General features: G+C 44.4%; 18 protein-coding genes, 2 rRNA genes, 1 pseudogene and 2 other annotated features. All 21 genes and pseudogenes read right to left on the bottom strand.

Annotated elements, in window-relative coordinates:
- Positions 1-51: 51 nt before the first annotated feature.
- Positions 52-202 (bottom strand) — a sequence feature (ribosomal protein L10 leader region).
- A gap of 87 nt (positions 203-289) precedes the next feature.
- Complete coding sequence (gene rplA, locus FFL34_RS09725) at positions 290-982, bottom strand: 50S ribosomal protein L1 (protein ID WP_138603276.1); 693 nt, start codon at positions 980-982, stop codon at positions 290-292.
- A 265-nt stretch (positions 983-1,247) separates the two neighbouring features.
- Positions 1,248-1,673: a 50S ribosomal protein L11 gene (gene rplK, locus FFL34_RS09720; protein ID WP_138603275.1), complete on the bottom strand. Its 426-nt coding sequence runs from the start codon at positions 1,671-1,673 to the stop codon at positions 1,248-1,250.
- Positions 1,674-1,847: 174 nt separating this feature from the next.
- Entirely contained in the window at positions 1,848-2,384 is a 537-nt protein-coding gene (gene nusG, locus FFL34_RS09715) for a transcription termination/antitermination protein NusG (protein WP_138604714.1), read from the bottom strand.
- 175 nt (positions 2,385-2,559) lie between these two features.
- Positions 2,560-2,730: a preprotein translocase subunit SecE gene (gene secE, locus FFL34_RS09710; protein WP_138604713.1), complete on the bottom strand. Its 171-nt coding sequence runs from the start codon at positions 2,728-2,730 to the stop codon at positions 2,560-2,562.
- 51 nt (positions 2,731-2,781) lie between these two features.
- Complete coding sequence (rpmG, locus tag FFL34_RS09705) at positions 2,782-2,928, bottom strand: 50S ribosomal protein L33 (RefSeq protein WP_138603274.1); 147 nt, start codon at positions 2,926-2,928, stop codon at positions 2,782-2,784.
- A gap of 70 nt (positions 2,929-2,998) precedes the next feature.
- Complete coding sequence (sigH, locus tag FFL34_RS09700; RefSeq protein ID WP_411712858.1) at positions 2,999-3,616, bottom strand: RNA polymerase sporulation sigma factor SigH; 618 nt, start codon at positions 3,614-3,616, stop codon at positions 2,999-3,001.
- Between the two features lie 259 nt (positions 3,617-3,875).
- Positions 3,876-4,385 (bottom strand): NYN domain-containing protein, encoded by a 510-nt coding sequence (locus tag FFL34_RS09695; RefSeq protein ID WP_138603272.1) that lies wholly within the window; start codon positions 4,383-4,385, stop codon positions 3,876-3,878.
- The gene (gene rlmB, locus FFL34_RS09690; RefSeq protein WP_138603271.1) at positions 4,385-5,131 is read right to left on the bottom strand and encodes a 23S rRNA (guanosine(2251)-2'-O)-methyltransferase RlmB; all 747 of its coding nucleotides are present in this window, start codon (positions 5,129-5,131) and stop codon (positions 4,385-4,387) included. The genes FFL34_RS09695 and rlmB overlap by 1 nt, the downstream gene beginning before the upstream one ends.
- Positions 5,128-5,531 (bottom strand): annotated as a pseudogene (locus tag FFL34_RS09685) (Mini-ribonuclease 3). The gene rlmB and the pseudogene FFL34_RS09685 overlap by 4 nt, the downstream one beginning before the upstream one ends.
- Positions 5,521-6,933 (bottom strand): cysteine--tRNA ligase, encoded by a 1,413-nt coding sequence (gene cysS, locus FFL34_RS09680; RefSeq protein WP_138603270.1) that lies wholly within the window; start codon positions 6,931-6,933, stop codon positions 5,521-5,523. Before cysS ends, FFL34_RS09685 begins: the two are co-directional and overlap by 11 nt.
- Positions 6,914-7,582 (bottom strand): serine O-acetyltransferase, encoded by a 669-nt coding sequence (gene cysE, locus FFL34_RS09675; protein WP_138603269.1) that lies wholly within the window; start codon positions 7,580-7,582, stop codon positions 6,914-6,916. The genes cysS and cysE overlap by 20 nt, the downstream gene beginning before the upstream one ends.
- 93 nt (positions 7,583-7,675) lie before the next feature.
- Positions 7,676-7,894 (bottom strand) — a binding site (T-box leader).
- Positions 7,895-7,945: 51 nt separating this feature from the next.
- Positions 7,946-9,415 carry a glutamate--tRNA ligase gene (gene gltX / locus FFL34_RS09670; RefSeq protein WP_138603268.1) on the bottom strand — a complete coding sequence of 490 codons (1,470 nt, stop codon included), beginning with the start codon at positions 9,413-9,415 and terminating at the stop codon, positions 7,946-7,948.
- Positions 9,416-9,522: 107 nt separating this feature from the next.
- The gene (locus FFL34_RS09665) at positions 9,523-10,620 is read right to left on the bottom strand and encodes a PIN/TRAM domain-containing protein (protein WP_138603267.1); all 1,098 of its coding nucleotides are present in this window, start codon (positions 10,618-10,620) and stop codon (positions 9,523-9,525) included.
- A gap of 175 nt (positions 10,621-10,795) precedes the next feature.
- The gene (radA, locus tag FFL34_RS09660) at positions 10,796-12,169 is read right to left on the bottom strand and encodes a DNA repair protein RadA (protein ID WP_138603266.1); all 1,374 of its coding nucleotides are present in this window, start codon (positions 12,167-12,169) and stop codon (positions 10,796-10,798) included.
- 375 nt (positions 12,170-12,544) lie between these two features.
- The gene (gene clpC, locus FFL34_RS09655; RefSeq protein WP_138603265.1) at positions 12,545-14,974 is read right to left on the bottom strand and encodes an ATP-dependent protease ATP-binding subunit ClpC; all 2,430 of its coding nucleotides are present in this window, start codon (positions 14,972-14,974) and stop codon (positions 12,545-12,547) included.
- Between the two features lie 18 nt (positions 14,975-14,992).
- Entirely contained in the window at positions 14,993-16,057 is a 1,065-nt protein-coding gene (locus FFL34_RS09650) for a protein arginine kinase (protein WP_138603264.1), read from the bottom strand.
- The gene (locus FFL34_RS09645; protein ID WP_138603263.1) at positions 16,054-16,581 is read right to left on the bottom strand and encodes a UvrB/UvrC motif-containing protein; all 528 of its coding nucleotides are present in this window, start codon (positions 16,579-16,581) and stop codon (positions 16,054-16,056) included. The genes FFL34_RS09650 and FFL34_RS09645 overlap by 4 nt, the downstream gene beginning before the upstream one ends.
- Before the next feature lie 16 nt (positions 16,582-16,597).
- Positions 16,598-17,065: a CtsR family transcriptional regulator gene (locus FFL34_RS09640; RefSeq protein ID WP_138603262.1), complete on the bottom strand. Its 468-nt coding sequence runs from the start codon at positions 17,063-17,065 to the stop codon at positions 16,598-16,600.
- Positions 17,066-17,461: 396 nt separating this feature from the next.
- Positions 17,462-18,160, bottom strand: coding sequence for an MgtC/SapB family protein (locus FFL34_RS09635; RefSeq protein WP_138603261.1), 699 nt, complete (start codon positions 18,158-18,160; stop codon positions 17,462-17,464).
- Between the two features lie 177 nt (positions 18,161-18,337).
- Positions 18,338-18,453 (bottom strand): 5S ribosomal RNA (rrf, locus tag FFL34_RS09630).
- 131 nt (positions 18,454-18,584) lie between these two features.
- Positions 18,585-21,503: ribosomal RNA gene (locus FFL34_RS09625) — 23S ribosomal RNA — on the bottom strand.
- Positions 21,504-21,631: the final 128 nt, after the last annotated feature.

The raw sequence follows: 21,631 nt of genomic DNA, 5'->3' as shown, positions 1-21,631 counted from the left end.
TCATTATACCGCATCCGACCGTTTATATCCGGAATAGAGACGTTCGATCCTGAACCAACCAAAAAAGCCCCCATGTAGACATGGAGGCTTCGTTATAACAAATGGCAGCCTGACTAAAGCAGACTATTTGTTCACAAAACACCTCGGCAGGGAATTAAGCGATAAACGCACCTGCTGTCTACGGTACAACGTATTCTATTAATGACGAACCATAGTATATCTGACCACTTATAAAAAGTCAATAGCCTAACTAATCGATACGAAATTAAATCGCGTTTCGTGTTACTCTTTAGCGGTATGGTGCAACGTCGACTCTGATTCCAGGTCCCATCGTGGATGTGACGGAAGCGTTACGCATATATATACCTTTTGATGCCTGTGGCTTTGCTTTTGCAAGTGTATCAGCTATAGCCTCGAAGTTCTCAACCAATTTGTCATTATCAAATGAAATCTTTCCAAATGGAACGTGGATGTTTGCAGATTTATCAACGCGGTACTCAACTTTACCAGCTTTGATTTCATTAACTGCTTTTTCGATTTCAAATGTGACTGTACCTGTCTTAGGGTTTGGCATAAGCCCTTTTGGTCCTAGAACCCGTCCAAGTTTACCGACTTCTGCCATCATATCAGGTGTAGCGACAACTACATCAAAGTCGAACCAACCTTGGTTAATTCTACTGATTAAGTCTTGCTCACCAACGTAATCAGCACCGGCATTCTCAGCTTCAGTCGCTTTCTCACCTTTAGCGAATACCAATACGCGTTGGGTTTTCCCAGTTCCATGCGGAAGTACCATAGCGCCACGGATTTGTTGGTCGGCTTTTCTAGGGTCTACACCTAAACGGAACGCAGCTTCCACCGTTTCATCAAAATTTGCTTTCGCTGTTTCTTTCAGCAATGCAACAGCTTCTTCTGCGTTATATGCTTTTGAACGATCAACAAGTTCAGCAACTTCTTGATACTTTCTACTTCTTTTTGCCATTATTTCTTCCTCCTCAGGTTGTGGTTTATAGCGGTAAGACCTCCCACTTAAATGCAGACAGCAGTTGCTCAAAAATAGGCCGAAATGGCATTTTTAAATAGAGGACCTTAGCCTTTTGCCATCACTCAAGCGTTTGTTGACAAAGTTGACCAACCCCGCTTCGACCCTTCTTTCAAACACACGCTCATGCATTCTTCATGAAAAAAGTTGCGAGAATATGGATGTCTATTATCGCAACCTGTACCTATTCATGTTTGTACCGGAATTAATCTTCAATTGCAATGCCCATACTACGTGCGGTTCCTTCAACCATACGGATAGCAGCTTCAAAGTCAGCCGCATTCAAATCAGGCATTTTTGTTTCTGCAATTTCTTTCACTTGGTCGCGCTTGACCGAAGCAACTTGATTACGGTTCGGTTCACCTGATCCGGATTCAATCCCAGCTGCTTTTTTAAGCAATACAGCTGCAGGTGGGGTTTTCGTAATAAATGTAAACGAACGGTCCTCAAAAACAGTGATTTCTACCGGGATAATCATACCGGCCTGGTCTTGTGTACGCGCGTTGAATTCCTTACAGAATCCCATGATATTTACTCCGGCCTGTCCCAACGCCGGTCCTACCGGTGGTGCTGGGTTTGCCTTGCCGGCCTCGATTTGCAGTTTCACTAATTTGATTACTTTTTTAGCCACGAGACACACCTCCTTAAAGTCCGTGATGTGGTAATAGGGTGATTCCCCTCCCACTCAACATTACCTATCCGCTCTGATACGAGGGACGTCGATAACAAAAAAATTCTAGCACGAATCATAAAATAATGCAACATTTTCTATGCATTTATTTTATAAGAATAGGTTACCATTTTGTCACTGCAACTTTTCAATCTGGGTGAAGTCCAATTCAACCGGGGTTTCACGCCCGAACATGTTCACATGGACTCTTACCTTCTGTTTGTCGGTATCAATATGTTCAATAGTGCCTGTGAAATCAGTGAAAGGGCCATCAGTAATGTGAACATTCTCCTTGATTTCAAAGTCTACCTGCGGAGTGGTCTCTTTCATACCCATGCGCTTCAGTAGCGTTTCTACCTCATCGGGCAGAATCGGTGTCGGTTTTGTTCCGTGGCCACTGGAACCAACAAAGCCGGTCACACCAGGAGTGTTCCGGACAACATACCAGGAATCGTCGGTCATAACCATTTCCGTTAAGACGTATCCTGGGAAAACCTTCTTTTTGACTACCTTTTTCTTCCCATTTTTTATTTCTGTTTCTTCATCCTCGGGTACAACCACACGAAAGATTTTATCCTCCATGCCCATTGTTTCCACACGTTTTTGCAAATTCGTTTTCACCTTATTCTCATAACCGGAATAGGTGTGGACAACATACCAGTTTTTTTCCATGTATACAGGGCGATTCAGTCTGCCCTTCCCTCCCTTATCATCAGTTTTCATGTCCTTTTTCGAACCGCTTTCAGCTTAAAAACAGTCAATATTAAAAAACCCGCAACAAGCCGGGTTTTAAAATCAAAATTTTATATACATTATTACATAATGATAGTCTGTTTATTCAAATCTGTTAAAATAATAAATTCAAAAATTGCGAAATACCCATGTCAACAATTGCGAAGAATACAGCCACAAAGGCAACGGTTGATATAACCGTAATTGTATAACTTGTCAATTCACGACCCTTTGGCCAGCTTACTTTTTTCATTTCTCTGGAAACATTCTTAAAAAACTTCATGATATTCACAGCTTTTCCCTCCCCGGATTCAGAACCCCACCGAAAAATGCGCCGTTATTTTGTTTCACGGTGCAGCGTATGTTTGTCGCATGTTTTGCAGTATTTCTGCATTTCCAGGCGTTTACTGATTGATGCATTCTTGCTTGTTGTATAATTTCTATTTGAACAAATGGCACATGCCAATGCCACTTTTCGTTTCATTTATATTCACCTCATTGGAGGGTTTTCACCTATATCAATGTAGCATGGCCACGAACTGGTGTCAATGGACTTAATGGCTGCCAGTCCCATTTGACTCCAGTAGCTGTTCCAGTTTCCTTTTGATCCGCTGCAACGCATTATCAATCGACTTCACATGCCGTTTTAGCTTAATTGAAATTTCCTGATAAGTGCAACCATCCAAATACAAGTGCAGCACCTCTTTCTCCAACGCACTCAGCAATTCAGACAGCTTTCCTTCCATATCGAAAAAATCTTCCCTGTTCACTAGTAATTCCTGTGGATCGATAGCTTCATTTCCTCCGATGACATCAAGCAAGGTCCGATCTGATTCCTCGTCATAGATTGGCTTATCAAGCGATACATATGAGTTAAGCGGGGTGTGCTTTTGTCTTGTGGCTGTTTTGATTGCGGTAATGATTTGACGGGTGACACACAGTTCGGCAAATGCCTTAAAAGAGGATAGCTTGTCCCCATCAAAGTCACGAATGGCCTTATAGAGACCAATCATGCCTTCTTGAACGATATCTTCTTTGTCTGCACCGATGATAAAATAAGTGCGTGCTTTTGCCCGAACAAAATTAATGTATTTATGTATAAGAAAATCCAGTGCCTGGCTGTTCCCACGGTGTATCAAACGAATTATTTCATCATCTTCAAGTATTTCCAGGCTTTCTTCTTCTGTCTCTATCAGCTCGGCACTCACCTAGTATAACCCCCCATCAACACTTTGGTCAATTTAAACGTATTATACAGTAAGCGTTTCCTAATAGTCAACATAGAACATAAGAGCACAAGCATCTTTGCAGGCTAAACACGCTACGTCCTGTTCGGGCGCCGGCAATAGTACGTCCTATACGCCGGAGTACTGGTTTTGGCTGATTTACTACTTTAGTTATCCGCAGTAATTAAGCAGCAAGTCCGGGCAACTACGTGTTTCCGCGCCGCCACTTTTCGAATTTCTCCAAAACATCTTTTTTCAGTGGAATTTTAAGCGGTCGACCTTCATTTTTACTATCTTCTATTTTTTCAGTTATTTCTTTGTCAATGTCATTCAATTCAATATACAGTTCCCGTGCTGATTTACGCAATGCACCTTGCCCAAAAATGGTACGCTGTTCTGCAAAATCGGATGTTGCCACATAAACTTGATTCAAAACGTTCTTCAGGTCTTTCACTAACCGCTCGATACACTCATCTGCGGTCTCATTTTCCTTGGTATAGATGACTTCAACCTGGTATTCTTTATATCTATTCTCAATCCCTTTAACATAATAGGCATCAAAAACGACAATGACGCGCATGCCGGTAAATGCTTGATAGTCAGCCAACAGTTCAATTAGCCGGTCACGCGCTTGTCCAATATCATTTAGCTTTAACTGTTTTAGTTCTCCCCAGGAACCTATGATATTGTAGCCGTCAACAACTAACACATTCATCAATCATCACCAACTGGGAACCTTTTGCGGTATACCTCGTACAATAACAAACTACAGGCAACTGAAGCATTAAGCGAAGAAACATGTCCGTGCATAGGAAGGCTGATGGTCCAATCACATTTTTCCTTCACCAATCGGCTCATCCCTTTTCCTTCATTTCCTACCACAATAGCAATGGGCAGATCCCCATCAAGCTTCCGGTAATCCTCCGTGCCGTCCGCTGCAGTTCCAACAACCCAAACCTGCCGTTCTTTTAATTCTTCAATCGTATTTGCGATATTCACAACGCGTGTGACCGGTACATGTTCCAATGCTCCGGCAGCCGTTTTGGCAACTGTCTGGGTAAGACCAACAGAGCGGCGTTTAGGAATGATTACCCCGTGCGCACCAACAGCATCAGCCGTACGCAAGATTGAACCAAGATTATGAGGGTCTTCCAACTGATCCAAAATAATAAAAAACGGTGCTTCATGTTTTTCTGTTGCCTTAGTAAACAAATCTTCCAGTGAGGCATAGGCATAAGAGGCAACATAAGCGACAACACCTTGGTGAGTTCCGGTAGCCAACTGGTCAAGCTTCGTTCTGGGCGCTTTCTGTACAATGGTTCCAGCCTCTTTGGCGAGATGGTTAATTTTACTAGCTAGCGATTTGTTCAGTTGATCCGAGATAAGTATTTTGTTGACCGGTCTTCCTACCTTCAGCGCTTCCATAACAGGATTTTTGCCAATAATCATTTCCTGATTCATTGTCGATTTTTACTCCCTTCTACATGTGCTACAGCTGCAGTCATCAGTTCGTTTAGCCTGTCTTCATTGTTAAGTAAATAATGATAACCAATAAGCGCCTCAAACGCTGTACTATACCGGTACGTCTGCACACTGGCATTTTTGGGGATGGTCCCGGACTTGGCGTTTCTTCCCCGGGCAACCACCCGCTCCTCTTCATCAGTAAGCACACTAGCCTCAATCCAATACAGGACAACAGCGCTTGGGCTTTGGCAGATACGAACGTGACGGCTTCTTTGTGGAGCTGATTCGGCTTTATTGTACCGCTTTTTAGCAAATGGTTTCTGACATGAACTTCATAAACAGCATCCCCCATATAGGCAAGCGCCAAACTTTTCATTTGTTTCACATCAAGATTCATTGTCTGCCCGCTTCCATCTCGTTCCCTGTGGTGTGTCTTCCAGAATGATATTTTTCTCTCTAAGATTGTCACGTATTTCATCAGCCCGAGTAAAGTTACGATTTTTCCTTGCTTCTCTCCGCTCCTCTAACAGTGCTTCAATATCTGCATCTAGCAGCTCTTCTTCCTGTTCCAGTTGAATACCCAGTACGTCAAGCAGTGCTTCCATGTTTTCTTGAAATGCTTCGATCACGTGAACAGAGGTATGCTCCTGTTCAAGGTAGCGATTAGCCTCTTTTGTCATATCAAATAACACAGCGACGGCATTTGCCGTATTAAAATCATCGTCCATTGCTTCTTCAAACTGTTGTTTTAGTCCAGCGATGGTTTCCATCCAATCGGAGGCCATTTTATCGGCGTTCATGCTGGCCTGCTTGCGGTGCTCCAGATTGCTGTATGCATTCTTAACTCGGTCCAGGCTGTTCTTCGCCCCTTGCAGCAACTCTTCGGTGAAATTGATTGGGTGACGATAGTGAACACTCAGCATAAAGAACCGGATTACTTGCGGGTCGTGCTGTGCAATAATATCTTTCGTTAAAACAAAGTTGCCAAGTGATTTGGACATTTTTTCATTGTCAATATTTATATACCCATTATGCATCCAGTAATTGGCAAAACTCTTTTCGTTCATTGACTCTGACTGAGCAATTTCATTTTCATGGTGCGGGAAAGTAAGGTCTTGGCCACCGGCATGAATGTCTATGGTCTCCCCAAGGTATTTCTTCGCCATAGCCGAGCACTCAATATGCCAGCCAGGGCGTCCCTGTCCCCATGGAGAATCCCACGCAATTTCTCCGTCCTTCGCCTTTTTCCACAAGGCAAAATCAAGCGGATCCTCTTTTTTCTCACCCACTTGAATGCGTGCCCCGGACCGCAATTCATCAATTGATTGATGAGACAGCTTACCGTAGTCGGCAAACGAACGTGGTTTAAAATAAACATCACCATCCACTTCATAAGCATACCCTTTATCTATTAAGCTTTGAATAAACGTGATAATATCATCCATTGTCTCCGTTACGCGCGGATTCCAAGTTGCCTGTTTAACACCCAACGCCTCGACATCATTCAAATAGGCCTCAATGAAACGGTTAGCAACGTCAGGAACCGCTTCACCGAGTTCATTAGCCGCGTTAATAATTTTGTCATCAACATCGGTGAAATTTAAAACGTAATCAACTTGGAAGCCTTTGTATTCAAAATACCGTCTGACCGTATCAAAGACGATAGCAGGTCGTGCGTTTCCAATATGAATATAGTTATAGACTGTTGGACCACAAACATACATGCGCACCTTGTTTTCTTCAATTGGCTTGAATACTTCCTTTTCCCTTGTCAACGTATTATAAATAGTTATCGTCATACTGTTTCACTTCCTTTAGCTTTGCTATTTCTTCACGCAATGTATCAATTTCTTTCTGCAGTTGTTCACAGCGGTCTGCTACCGGGTCCGGCAGTTTATGATGATCAAGGTTTTTCTTCACTTTTTCCCCATTTTGTACAACAACCCGGCCCGGTACACCGACAACAGTGGAATGATCAGGAACATCCTTCAGCACGACCGATCCAGCTCCCACCTTAGAACTGTTGCCAATAGTTATGTTGCCGAGCACTTTGGCACCAGTTGCAACCATGGCGTTATCCTTAATGGTAGGATGCCGTTTCCCCTTTTCTTTACCTGTGCCTCCGAGCGTTACCCCTTGAAAAAGGGTAACATTATTCCCAATTTCACATGTTTCACCGATGACAACACCCATTCCATGGTCAATAAAAAATTTTCGGCCAATATTGGCACCGGGATGAATTTCAATACCGGTAAAAAAGCGACTAATTTGCGATATGGCCCGGGCAATGAAAAACAAACGGCGTTTAAAAAAGAAATGAGCCAGGCGATGTGCCCAGATGGCGTGTAGACCCGAATATGTCAACACCACTTCCGTATATGAGCGCGCGGCTGGATCCTGTTCAAACACAACATCCATATCCTCTTTGATCCGCTTAAACAACCCCATCGTCCTGTTTCCTCCTCCCGTTGTCTATATTTAAAAAGCGTTGTTCCGCAAGTTTTTAACAAAATAAAAACAAGCGTCCCAGTGTAATCATGACACAGAGACGCTTGTTCGCGCGGTCCCACTCTGTTTGAAGAGTACCATATTCTTCCAGCTTGGCTCCGGTAACGGCAGAGAGCCGCCGCTATATACTACCATTTCCATAGCGGGCTCCAAGGTGCATTTCAAAAACGATGCTTCGAATCACTTGCAGCCGGTGGTGATTCTCTCTGGACAAGCATGGTGTTTTTTACTTCTCCTTGTCAACGCTCGAATTTTTCTAATTGTATTATTACTATATTACATTTACACGCAGTTGTGAACCGATTAAGCTCCAAGCTGCTTCAGCAAATGATCAAGACGCTTCAGAACGGTATCTTTGCCTAATAGCTCGATGGCAAGTGGTAGTTCAGGACCGTGCGCCTGTCCAGTAGTTGCTACCCGGATTGGCATAAACAGTTTTTTCCCACGATGACCGGTTTCCTTTTGGGTTGCTTTAATTTGCTGCTTGATTGCATCTTTTTCGAATTCATCCAAGTGAATGAGCTTGTCCGTAAATACTTGCAGCACTTCCGGAACCTGCTCCTGTTTCAATACATCCATGGCCGTTTCATCATAGTTAATCGTTTCTCTGAAAAACAGTTCCGTCAGTTCGACGATTTCAGCACCATAATGCAGCTGTTCCTGGTACAAGGCTATCACCTTTTCCGCCCACTCTCTTGTTGGTGAATCCATATCTTCCGGCAATTTACCGGCTTCTATCAAATGTGGCATGGCTAGACCAATAACCCTGTCAAGGTCAGCTAATTTTATATATTCGTTATTCATCCATTTCAATTTATGGCGGTCGAATATAGCCGCGGATGTAGACAACCGGTCAGGGTCAAATATCTCAATCAATTTTTCTTTGCTAAAGATTTCTTCTTCACCGACCGGGGACCAGCCAAGTAGCGTAATGAAGTTAAACAGTGCTTCAGGCAGGTACCCCGAGTTATGGTACTGCTCGATAAACTGCATGATATGTTCATCACGCTTACTTAGTTTTTTACGTTCCTCATTCAAGATGAGTGTCATATGGCCAAATCTTGGCGGTTGCCAGCCAAACGCTTCATAGACCATCATTTGTTTCGGGGTGTTGGAAATGTGCTCCTCACCGCGCAGGACATCCGTAATCGCCATCAAGTGATCATCAATAGCAACAGCAAAGTTATAGGTTGGTGCACCATTTTTCTTCACAATAACCCAATCACCAAAGTCACTCGATTCAAACGTGATATTGCCCCGGACAATGTCACGAAACGTATACGTTTGGTTAGCCGGGACACGCATGCGAATACTTGGCTTACGTCCTTCACTTTCAAACCGTTCTATCTGCTCTTGCGTCAGATTGCGATGGGCACCGGAATATTTCGGGACTTGTCCTTTCGCGCGCTGTTCTTCCCGTTCTTTCTCTAATTCCTCTTCGGTCATGTAGCATTTATAAGCTAAACCTTTTTCCAGCAATTCATCGACATATTTCTGATAAATGTCCAGCCGCTCCATTTGGCGGTATGGACCATAATCACCGCCGACATCCGCGCCTTCATCCCAGTCGATGCCAAGCCATTGCAAATATTTCATTTGGCTTTCTTCACCGCCAGCAACATTTCGTTTAGCATCCGTATCTTCAATTCGAATAATAAATTCCCCATCAAAATGTCTGGCATATAAATAATTAAACAATGCCGTACGAGCGTTACCAATGTGTAGATTACCCGTCGGACTTGGTGCATAGCGTACACGAACCTGATTTGTCATGGTGAAACTCCTTTCTTTATATACAAACTACCTCGGCCGTTAAAACGTAACAAAAAGTGATAACTTTCTTCGTTATCACTTTTTCTTCTCCCTATGTTATACCGTTTTTATTGTGCTTTTTCAAGTAATTTCGGTTTAGCAAAGATCATTCGACCGGCAGATGTCTGCAGAACGCTTGTAATTAGCACTTCTACTTTCTTTCCAATATAGTCGTGACCTTCTTCTACAACAATCATTGTACCGTCATCCAAATACGCAACACCCTGATTGTGTTCCTTACCATCCTTAATCACTTGTACATTTAATTCCTCACCCGGTAAAACAACTGGTTTGACGGCATTTGCCAGGTCATTAATATTTAAGACTGGTACCCCTTGCAAATCACAGACTTTATTTAAATTAAAGTCATTTGTCACAACAATTCCGTCCATTACTTTAGCCAATTTGATCAGTTTGCTGTCAACCTCTGGAATATCATCAAAATCACCTTCATAGATTTCTACGTTAACCGGCAACTCTTTCTGTATCCGGTTCAGAACATCAAGGCCCCGGCGCCCGCGATTTCGTTTGAGCACATCGGATGAATCCGCAATATGCTGCAATTCACCAAGCACAAATTGCGGAATAACAATCGTACCTTCCAAAAAATTCGTCTGGCAGATATCCGCAATACGCCCGTCAATAATAACACTTGTATCAAGAATTTTGGATTTCGGCTGTTTTCGCTCGGAAGCCACTTCTTCTGTAGGCTGCTTCTTTTCCCGTTCTTTCCGGTTGAAGTTAAGCAGGTTCATTAATTCATCACGCCTTCTAAATCCAACCTGAAAACCAAAATACCCTAGTAAAATTGTAATAAAGAGCGGCAAAACCTGTGATACGAGATAAATGTCAATATCCGTCAACGGAATATTAGCCAAATAAGCAATGACTAAACCGCCAATCAGCCCAAGACTACCAAACAACAAGTCACCGACCGGAATCTTAATCAATGCTTCCTCAATCCATCTTAAAAAGCCAACAATATAGTCCGTGACAAAATAGGAAAGGCCGAATAATATAATTGCACCTAAAACCATGCCTAAATAACGAGATTCTGCCCAGCTCACATCAGTAAATTCCAGCAAATTGACAATATCCGGGATGTACAAAAATCCAATGGTACCTCCACTAATAATAAAAAATAAATGAACGATTTTATTTAGCACCACTGTCACCTCCTATTGTCTATTATTACCCATTTTCCATAAAATAACCGCTATAAGTTCGGATAAAATATATATTCTCAGATAAATCCTAGCATAATCGTGAAAACAAGTCAATTTTTAAACGTATTATTTTAACACTTAATAGGTTGAATGTCAATCAATTGTATCCCGCTATTCAATCCATCAAACCCTCTTCTAATGCCTCTTTGACAGTACTTACCCCAATTGCCTTAATAGATAAAGGAGGGGTCCATCCTTCCAGGTTTTTCTTAGGACAGAAGACACGCTCAAACCCAAGTTTAGCCGCCTCCTGAACGCGCTGCTCGATTCGAGAGACATGCCTTATTTCACCGGTCAGTCCAACTTCTCCAATGAAAATATCTTCCGGCCTTGTCGGCTTATTCCGGAAACTGGATGCAATACTGACAGCCACTGCAAGGTCAATGGCGGGCTCATCAAGTTTCACACCTCCGGCAACCTTAATATATGCATCCTGATTTTGCAGTAAAAGACCGACACGCTTTTCCAAAACCGCCATCAAAAGTGGAACACGATTCGTATCAAACCCAGTTGCCATCCGTCTTGGATTACCAAAACTAGTTGGAGAAATGAGGGCCTGGATCTCAACAAGAACAGGTCTGGTTCCTTCCATAGACGCCACGACGGTAGAACCAGCCGCACCTTGAGGTCGTTCTTCCAGGAAAATTTCAGAAGGATTCATAACTTCTCGCAGGCCTTCTTCCTTCATCTCAAAAATACCCATTTCATGTGTGCTTCCAAAGCGATTTTTAACACTGCGCAATATTCGATAGGTGTGATGCCGTTCACCTTCAAAATAAAGAACTGCATCGACCATATGCTCCAGCATCCGTGGTCCGGCGATTGCCCCTTCCTTCGTGACATGCCCGACAATAAAAATAGGAATGCCGTGTGATTTAGCCGTCTTCATTAATTCGTTCGTGCTTTCACGTACCTGAGAAACACTGCCAGGTGCACTTGTTACTTCTTCTCGGTAAACTGTTTGAATTGAATCAATCACAACAAAAGCGGGCTTGATTTGTTCAATTTGACTGACAATATCAAATAAATTAGTTTCGGATAATACGTAAAGTAAATCGGATGTGACGTCAAGACGGTCGGCACGTAGTTTCGTCTGTCGCATAGATTCCTCGCCTGAAATATAAAGGACGGGTAACTGCTTGTCTGCGAGCTGGGATGACACTTGCAGCAATAATGTTGACTTGCCTATACCGGGATCCCCACCAATAAGTACCAATGATCCAGGCACAACTCCACCGCCAAGTACCCGGTTGAATTCACGCATCGATGTTGTGATACGCGGTTCTTTTTTTGTTTCAACGGATGTAATGCTCTCTGGCTTACTAGCTGGCTTTGCGCCCCCACCCATTGTATGTCTTGTATTCACAGAAGATGCTTCCCATTCCTCAACTAGCGTATTCCAGCTCCCGCACCCGGGGCACTTACCCATCCATTTAGCAGATTCATAGCCGCAGTCCTGACATACATATTTCGTTTTACGTTTTGCCAATGTTATCGTTCTCCTTTGCTACATCCCTATTATATACCAAATACACTACATGAAAGTTACAGATTTCTATCAATCACATAAAAAATTACCATATTTGTTCCACACTTCTAAGTATAACATGTTTATGTTCAAGCCGCTCGATGGATCAAAGGCACAAGTGCACTCGCAGGCTAAGACGTGACGTCCTGTCGCAACGACTGCATTAATATATCCTGTGCGTCAAGGCTGACGTGGCTGATTTGGTACGTTGTCCGTAGCAACCTAAGTCTATCTTTCTTAAGCAAAAAAACTGGAAGGTGACGGACCCTCCAGTTTTTTACTAATGGTGATTTGCCTACGTGGATGCTGAAAAACCATGACTATACACTAAAAAGTTTACGACAGAATAGTAAATGCTCCCTTATTATTTAAGCCGATTTTTACCTTTTCGCCTTTTGTGATTGTCTCCTTCAACAATTCTTCCGACAGCATATCTTCAATATTTTTCTGAATGGATCTGCGTAACGGCCGGGCACCATATTCAGGATCGAAGCCTTCGTCGGCAATCTTTTCAACTGCCTTATCCGTTAGTGTAAATTCAATACCTTGTTCTTGCAGTCTGGTTTGCAGTTGTTTGACCATTAACTGCACAATATATTTCATATGCTTTCGTTCTAGCGAATGGAAAACAATCGTCTCATCGATTCGGTTCAAGAATTCTGGCCGGAATGCTTTTTTCAGTTCTTCGGTTACTTTTGATTTCATATTTTTGTAGTCCTGCTCTTCATCATCAAGCGTGAATCCAACATACTTGTTTCGCTTCAGTTCATTAGCACCAACGTTAGATGTCATGATTAGGACAGTATTGCGGAAATCAACGACACGCCCTTTGGCATCTGTCAGCCTTCCATCTTCCAGCACTTGCAGTAGAATGTTGAATACTTCCGGATGGGCCTTTTCCACTTCGTCTAGTAAAACGACCGAATACGGCTTCGTACGGACTTTTTCCGTCAGCTGGCCCCCTTCATCATACCCGACATATCCTGGAGGTGATCCAACAAGCCGGCTGGTCGCATGTTTTTCCATGTACTCGGACATGTCTATGCGAATCATGGCCTCCTCATCAGCAAACATAGACTCAGCAAGTGCTCGTGCTAGTTCCGTTTTCCCTACACCAGTTGGTCCAAGAAAAATGAACGAGCCAATTGGGCGCTTTGGATCCTTCAAACCGGCACGTGCCCTACGGATAGCTTTAGCAACAGCATCAACAGCCTCTTCCTGGCCGATGACCCGATCATGCAGTGTCTTTTCCAAATTCAGAAGGCGCTCACTTTCATCCTTTGTCAGCCGGGAAACAGGCACACCCGTCCAAGTCGAAACAACTTTCGCTATGTCTTCCACTAGCACTTCCGACGACTCCTGTCCTTGCTTTTCTTTCCATTGTGTCTTTGTTTCGTCTAGTTCTTCACGAAGCCGTTGTTCTGAATCACGCAAAGAAGCAGCTTTCTCAAACTCTTGGCTCTGTACGGCAGAATCTTTTTCTTTTCGCACGTCCGCGAGCTTCTGCTCCAACTCTTTTAAATCCGGGGGAATCGCATAGGAACGCAAACGAACTTTAGATCCCGCCTCGTCGATTAAGTCAATGGCTTTGTCAGGCAGAAAACGGTCTGTAATATAACGATCGGACAATGAGGTGGCCGCTTCAATCGCCTCATCAGTGATTGTTACACGGTGGTGTGCTTCATAACGGTCGCGCAACCCTTGTAAAATCTGCTCCGTTTCATCCAATGTTGGCTCGTCGACTTGAATCGGCTGGAACCTGCGTTCGAGTGCTGCATCCTTTTCGATATATTTACGGTATTCATCTAACGTGGTAGCGCCAATGCATTGTAGTTCACCACGAGATAAAGCTGGCTTTAGTATATTGGAAGCGTCAATCGCACCTTCTGCGCCGCCCGCTCCAATCAATGTATGCAATTCGTCAATGAATAATATGATATTGGATGCCTGGCGTATCTCCTCCATTACTTTCTTAAGTCGGTCCTCGAATTCACCACGGTATTTCGTCCCAGCTACGACAGTACCCATGTCAAGGGTCATCACCCGTTTGTCCCGCAGTATCTCTGGTACTTCATTTTGGACGATTTGTTGTGCCAGACCTTCCGCAACGGCCGTTTTACCGACTCCTGGCTCCCCAATTAAGACCGGATTGTTTTTTGTGCGGCGACTAAGAACCTCTATCACCCGCTCAATCTCCTTACTACGGCCGATAACAGGGTCAACATTGCCTTCTTTCGCACTTTCAGTCAAATCACGAGCCAGTGAATCGAGTGTTGGTGTGTTAGCATTTGATGACTGTGCGCCACGACCCTGACGACCAGCTTGCGATTCATTACTTCCCAACAGTTGGAGTACTTGTTGGCGTGCCTTGTTCAGGCTGACACCAAGATTATTCAGCACACGTGCCGCAACACCTTCACCTTCACGTATGAGACCAAGCAAAATATGCTCGGTACCAACATAGGAATGCCCCAGTTTACGTGCTTCATCCTGTGACAACTCGACTACTTTCTTAGCTCTTGGGGTGTAATGAACCGTCTGCATCGGTTGTTTCCCGGAACCGATCAGTTTTTCCACCTCTTCCTGAATTTTGGCGACCTCTAAGCCTAGCGATTCCAATGCTTTAGCTGCAATTCCGTTACCTTCACTGACAAGGCCGAGCAGGATATGTTCGGTTCCTATATTATTATGTCCGAGGCGTACAGCTTCCTCTTGGGAAAGCGCCAGCACCTTTTGCGCTCGTTCTGTAAAACGTCCAAACATCATAGTTATTTCTCCTCCTAACTAATTTTCCAGTTGTATACGTTCACGAATAAGGGATGCTCTTAATACATCACGTTCATTGGGGGCCAGCGACTTTTTAGCATACTGCTGCAGGAATCCCGGCTGTGTCAACACCATTAATTCATTCAATATACTTCTTGAAACATTCTCAATAACACCCAAGTCAATACCAAGTCTTACGTCTGATAAACAGGATGCCGCTTCTTTAGACTCAATAATACGGCTATAAGCCAATATCCCATACGAGCGGTATATCCGGTCTTCGAGACGCTTTGCTGACTGTTCCATTATCCTATTTCTTGCTTTACGCTCCTGCTCAATAAGCTGACCGGCAACACTTTGCAAGTCCTCAACAATATCTTCTTCTGATTTGCCAAGAGTGATCTGGTTTGATATCTGGAAGACATTTCCCTTTGCTTCACTGCCCTCTCCATAAATACCACGTACGACAAGGCCTAGTTGATTGATTGCCGGTATCATCCGATTAATCTGCTGTGTCCACGCTAGTGCAGGCAAGTGCATCATAACGGACGCACGCATCCCTGTTCCGACATTTGTGGGACAACCAGTTAAGTAACCACGCTTTTCATCAAACGCGTAGTTCACCTTTTCTTCCAGCCAATCATCTAATTCAAAGACTTTTTCAAGTGCTTTTGTAAGCTGAAAACCAGGATAATAAAGCTGAAGACGAAGGTGATCTTCCTCATTGACCATAATCGATACTTGTTCATTTTTCGATATCAATACGGCTGATGAATGATCCTGCTCTGCTAGGTGTGGACTAATTAAATGCTTCTCCACAAGCACACGTCTCTCCACTGGCGACAGTTTTTGAATAGGTATAAATGAAAACTCCTGATAATCCTGGAATGACTGATGCTCATATTCCTCCCTGATAAAGGAACTGATGTGCTCCAAATCAGACTCATCAGCCAGGATTGGAAAGGAATATTGGGAAAAGTTTCGTGCTAGTCGAATTCTGCTACTTAAAACAATATCGCTATCAGGTCCATCCTCTCGCATCCATGGGCTGATTGCCTCATTCATAAACTGCTGCAGTGTCATGCCTCGTCACCCCCTATTTCCTTTTCTAGCTCTTTAATTTTATCCCGGACTGTCGCGGCCTCCTCAAACGCTTCATTTTTTATTAACCGCTGCAATTCATCCCTATAGGCATCAACCTGTTTTCTGATACGCATATCCCCACCTTTACGGGCAGGAATTTTTCCATGATGTGTTGTGTTGCCGCTATGTACACGGCGAAAGATTGGATCAAGATAGTCTTCAAATGTCTGATAGCATTGTGAACAGCCAAATTTTCCAACTCGCTTAAACTCTGACAGTGTCATTTCACATTGTGGACATTGCAAATTACTCATCTGTTGTCGTGCCGTATTTTGCTGGTTTTCATTCGTTGAAGTAAATAGTCCTGACAACAAATGGTGTAATGAGTATCCTTCCTCTGGATAAGTCATGTAGCCTTTTTCTTTAGCACATACCTCACATACATACACCTCGGTTTTGTCACCATTAATAACTTGGGTGAAGTGAAGCGTTGCAGGACGTTGGTGACATTCCTGACATTCCATGACTGTTCCCCCCTTATCATTTATTCAAATATTTTAAAGTGGTTAGCATTGAAGTCATAATCCGCGCGCGAATTTCATCACGCAAAGGCAGCTGAAAAGCGAGTGTTTCCCTTTCAATAGCACTTAGCATAATTTTTACCTCACGTTTGGTAACAAGCTCTTCCTCCAGCAATCGCTCCATTACATCAAACGCCGCCTGCTGTGAACAGCTTGGGTTAATCATACCTATAATATCATCAATTAAGTCCGCCCCATCCTGATGCTTAATCCGGATGATACGGATGTAGCCACCACCTCCGCGTTTACTCTCTACTATATATCCTTTTTCCATAGTAAAGCGTGTTTTAATCACATAATTGATTTGTGACGGAACACATTGAAACCGATCAGCAAGCTCGCTGCGTTTTATATCAATCGCATCTTTACCGGCGGTTTCTAGAATCTGCTTTAAGTATTCTTCAATGATGTCCGAGATGTTCCGCATAAACCCTCCTCCTCTTACCATATGAGTGAACTCGTATATTTTTCCTATCATTTATTTAATTTGACTTTGACTATCTTTGACTTTACTTTTATTATACGATATACACACTGAGATGCAAGGGATATCTATTCCTATTATAGACAATTCTGGGTCAGATGAAACATTTGAAGAAACAGCTTAATGTAAACTAATTCAAGCACAGCAGATTATCAATGGTATAAACAAAGGCGCAAATTCCCTTGCAGACTAAGAACGCGACGTCCTGTCGCAACACCTAAGCTAGCACGTCCTGTACGTCGGAGCTGAACGTGGCTTACCTTGCAAGTAAAAGTTATATCGCCAAATTTTATAGATTCTGATCCTTTTAAAAAAACCTGTATGATACAAGGTTTAAATTTATTGCCGTTCAGCAGCACTTTTAACATAATCAAGTTTTGTTATGTCCTCGAAAAGGGAAACACGATCCAACCCCTTATCAGCAACAATTGTTATAAATATGTTGCGAAGATTATCCTCTGTCCGATTGACTTCGACGTGCTTTATAGTCAAATGGTGTGACTCAAAAATTGCTACTACATTGTTGAGTTCCAGTCCGGGCATTGCCGCTATTTCAATGAGGTACGATGATTTTCCTTTCTTAAATAACCGTTCCAAGTTATTTAAAAAAATAAGACTCAAAAGAATAATAAATGTTGTTACTACTGCGGGTGCGTACATACCAGCGCCGGTAACTAACCCTAGACCTGCAACTGTCCAAATTGACGCAGCAGTTGTCAAACCGCGAATTGTCATCCCATTAACAATAATAGTACCGGCACCTAAAAAACCAATACCACTAATGACATAAGAGGGAATACGTGCCGGGTCAAACCGAATATTATCATATGCATCAATTAACGATTCAAACCCATACAAAGAAAGAAGCATCATTAAACATGAGCCCACCCCAACCAAAATATGTGTCCGAAACCCGGCGGAGTGGTTTTTCAATTCCCGTTCAAATCCGATTAATCCAGACAAGACTAAAGCAATTATAATTCTTATCATAATGGTTAAAAAGTGATCCCCGATAAGCTGATCCATATATTCACTCATATGTCTCCCCTCCTCTCACCATTATATTTATCCGTCATTTTAAAATGCAATCTCAGTAAATATTCAATTAGATGGTATCCGATAAAAAAAGTAATCGGTAATTTTGCTCCCAATATTTTTTAATCTAATATAAAGAGGCTGACCCATAATTGTATGGATCAGCCTCCTTATTATTTTGCCTGGCAGCGTCCTACGCTTGCAGGGGCAAGGCCCCAACTACCATCGGCGCTGGAGAGCTTAACTGCTGTGTTCGGCATGGGAACAGGTGTGTCCTCTCCGCCATCGCCACCAGACATGTTGGAATGTTGTTAGTCACTATATTTAAAGACAAGAACTATTATAGCATTTTCTTCGGAAAATGCAAGGGTTTTTTTACATTTACACCCTAAAAACTAAATAAGAGTGTGATTCAACGACCATAGTAGTAGTTAAGTCCTCGATCGATTAGTATCCGTCAGCTCCACGTGTCACCACGCTTCCACCTCGGACCTATCAACCTCATCGTCTCTGAGGGATCTTACTCACTCGAAGTGATGGGAAGTTTCATCTTGAGGGGGGCTTCATGCTTAGATGCTTTCAGCACTTATCCTTACCACACGTAGCTACCCAGCTGTGCTCCTGGCGGAACAACTGGTACACCAGCGGTGTGTCCATCCCGGTCCTCTCGTACTAAGGACAGCTCCTCTCAAACATCCAGCGCCCACGACGGATAGGGACCGAACTGTCTCACGACGTTCTGAACCCAGCTCGCGTACCGCTTTAATGGGCGAACAGCCCAACCCTTGGGACCGACTACAGCCCCAGGATGCGATGAGCCGACATCGAGGTGCCAAACCTCCCCGTCGATGTGAACTCTTGGGGGAGATAAGCCTGTTATCCCCGGGGTAGCTTTTATCCGTTGAGCGATGGCCCTTCCATGCGGAACCACCGGATCACTAAGCCCGACTTTCGTCCCTGCTCGACTTGTAGGTCTCGCAGTCAAGCTCCCTTGTGCCTTTACACGCCATGAATGATTTCCAACCATTCTGAGGGAACCTTTGGGCGCCTCCGTTACTTTTTGGGAGGCGACCGCCCCAGTCAAACTGCCTGCCTGAAACTGTCTCCGGGCCGGATGACGGCCCTGGGTTAGAATGTTCGTACAGCCAGGGTGGTATCCCACGGGTGCCTCCGCGTAAGCTAGCGCTCACGCTTCGACGGCTCCCACCTATCCTGTACAAGCTGTACCAACATTCAATATCAAGGTGCAGTAAAGCTCCACGGGGTCTTTCCGTCCTGTCGCGGGTAATGCGCATCTTCACGCATAGTATAATTTCACCGGGTCTCTCGTTGAGACAGTGCCCAAGTCGTTGCACCTTTCGTGCGGGTCGGAACTTACCCGACAAGGAATTTCGCTACCTTAGGACCGTTATAGTTACGGCCGCCGTTTACTGGGGCTTCGGTTCAACGCTTCGCCCGAAGGCTAACGCATCCCCTTAACCTTCCAGCACCGGGCAGGTGTCAGCCCCTATACTTCGCCTTTCGGCTTCGCAGAGACCTGTGTTTTTGGTAAACAGTCGCTTGGGCCTATTCACTGCGGCTCAGACTCAGCCTGAGCACCCCTTCTCCCTAGGTTACGGGGTCATTTTGCCGAGTTCCTTAACGAGAGTTCTCCCGATCACCTTCGGATATTCTCCGCGCCTACCTGTGTCGGTTTGCGGTACGGGCACCTGTGAACTCACTAGAGGCTTTTCTTGGCAGTGTGGAATCCGGAACTTCGGTCACAATTGACCTCCCCATCACAGCTTGGAATTATTGGACGGATTTGCCTGCCCAACTTCCTCACTGCTTGGACGCACACTTCCAATGGTGCGCTTTCCATATCCTGCTGCGTCCCCCCATCGTTCAAATGCTCACGAGGTGGTACAGGAATATCTGCCTGTTATCCATCGCCTACGCCTTTCGGCCTCGGCTTAGGTCCCGACTAACCCTGAGCGGACGAGCCTTCCTCAGGAATCCTTAGGCATTCGGTGAAAGAGATTCTCACTCTTTTTTCGCTACTCATACCGGCATTCTCACTTCCAGGCGCTCCACCAGTCCTCACGGTCTGACTTCACAGCACCTGGAACGCTCTCCTACCATTGTTCGTAAGAACAATCCGCAGCTTCGGTGATACGTTTAGCCCCGGTACATTTTCGGCGCAGCGTCACTCGACCAGTGAGCTATTACGCACTCTTTAAATGATGGCTGCTTCTAAGCCAACATACTGGTTGTCTGGGCAACGCCACATCCTTTTCCACTTAACGTATACTTAGGGACCTTAGCTGGCGGTCCGGGCTGTTTCCCTTTCGACTATGAACCTTATCACCCATAGTCTGACTCCCAAGGTTTCACGTTGCTGGCATTCGGAGTTTGACTGAATTCGGTAACCCGATAAGGGCCCCTCGTCCAATCAGTGCTCTACCTCCAGAACGTATACCTTGAGGCTAGCCCTAAAGCTATTTCGGAGAGAACCAGCTATCTCCGTGTTCGATTGGCATTTCACCCCTACCCACACCTCATCCCCGCATTTTTCAACATACGTGGGTTCGGGCCTCCTGTCAGTGTTACCTGACCTTCACCCTGGACATGGGTAGATCACACGGTTTCGGGTCTGCGCCCGTATACTTCATCGCCCTGTTCAGACTCGCTTTCGCTGCGGCTCCGTGTCTTCCACTTAACCTTGCATACGAACGCAACTCGCCGGTCCATTCTACAAAAGGTACGCCGTCACCCATAAATGGGCTCCGACTACTTGTAGGCACACGGTTTCAGGTTCTATTTCACTCCCCTTCCGGGGTGCTTTTCACCTTTCCCTCACGGTACTGGTTCACTATCGGTCACTGGGTAGTATTTAGCCTTGGGAGATGGTCCTCCCGGATTCCGACGGAATTTCTCGTGTTCCGCCGTACTCAGGATCCACTCCGGAGGAAACTGCCTTTCGACTACAGGGCTCTTACCTTCTTTGGCCGGCCATTCCAGGCCATTTCGTCTAAGCAGTTTCTTGATAACTCCGATGGAGTGTCCTACAACCCCGAAAAGCAAGCTTTTCGGTTTGGGCTGGTTCCGTTTCGCTCGCCGCTACTCAGGAAATCGCGTTTGCTTTCTCTTCCTCCGGGTACTGAGATGTTTCAGTTCCCCGGGTTTGCCTTGCGTATCCTATGTATTTAGATACGCATACTATCCCATTACGGACAGCGGGTTCCCCCATTCGGAAATCCCCGAATCACAGTTTGCTTACAACTCCCCGAGGCATATCGGTGTTAGTCCCGTCCTTCATCGGCTCCCAGTGCCAAGGCATTCACCGTGCGCCCTTGATCACTTAACTATTAATCCAGCTTCAGCTCCTATAAACAGTCGCTTAAGCTTTTTGCTTGATGTCGTTGAATACTTTACTCTTATTTAGTTTTCAAGGTGCAAATAACGCCACCATATATGGTGGGCTACAATGAGGGT

The sequence above is a fragment of the Lentibacillus cibarius genome (assembly GCF_005887555.1).
In the GTDB taxonomy this organism is placed as follows: domain Bacteria; phylum Bacillota; class Bacilli; order Bacillales; family Amphibacillaceae; genus Lentibacillus; species Lentibacillus cibarius.
This window is presented reverse-complemented; position numbering and strand designations above follow the sequence as displayed.

What these genes read in the sequence shown, in the direction of transcription:
- FFL34_RS09640 (WP_138603262.1), bottom strand. Translation starts at nt 17,065, where the DNA reads ATGCGGAACATCTCGGACATCATTGAAGAATACTTAAAGCAGATTCTA.
- cysS (WP_138603270.1), bottom strand. Translation starts at nt 6,933, where the DNA reads ATGACGATAACTATTTATAATACGTTGACAAGGGAAAAGGAAGTATTC.
- FFL34_RS09650 (WP_138603264.1), bottom strand. Translation starts at nt 16,057, where the DNA reads ATGACACTGCAGCAGTTTATGAATGAGGCAATCAGCCCATGGATGCGA.
- rlmB (WP_138603271.1), bottom strand. Translation starts at nt 5,131, where the DNA reads ATGAATCAGGAAATGATTATTGGCAAAAATCCTGTTATGGAAGCGCTG.
- rplA (WP_138603276.1), bottom strand. Translation starts at nt 982, where the DNA reads ATGGCAAAAAGAAGTAGAAAGTATCAAGAAGTTGCTGAACTTGTTGAT.
- FFL34_RS09645 (WP_138603263.1), bottom strand. Translation starts at nt 16,581, where the DNA reads ATGGAATGTCAGGAATGTCACCAACGTCCTGCAACGCTTCACTTCACC.
- FFL34_RS09635 (WP_138603261.1), bottom strand. Translation starts at nt 18,160, where the DNA reads ATGAGTGAATATATGGATCAGCTTATCGGGGATCACTTTTTAACCATT.
- cysE (WP_138603269.1), bottom strand. Translation starts at nt 7,582, where the DNA reads ATGGGGTTGTTTAAGCGGATCAAAGAGGATATGGATGTTGTGTTTGAA.
- FFL34_RS09695 (WP_138603272.1), bottom strand. Translation starts at nt 4,385, where the DNA reads ATGAATGTGTTAGTTGTTGACGGCTACAATATCATAGGTTCCTGGGGA.
- gltX (WP_138603268.1), bottom strand. Translation starts at nt 9,415, where the DNA reads ATGACAAATCAGGTTCGTGTACGCTATGCACCAAGTCCGACGGGTAAT.
- nusG (WP_138604714.1), bottom strand. Translation starts at nt 2,384, where the DNA reads ATGGAAAAAAACTGGTATGTTGTCCACACCTATTCCGGTTATGAGAAT.
- clpC (WP_138603265.1), bottom strand. Translation starts at nt 14,974, where the DNA reads ATGATGTTTGGACGTTTTACAGAACGAGCGCAAAAGGTGCTGGCGCTT.
- rpmG (WP_138603274.1), bottom strand. Translation starts at nt 2,928, where the DNA reads ATGAAACGAAAAGTGGCATTGGCATGTGCCATTTGTTCAAATAGAAAT.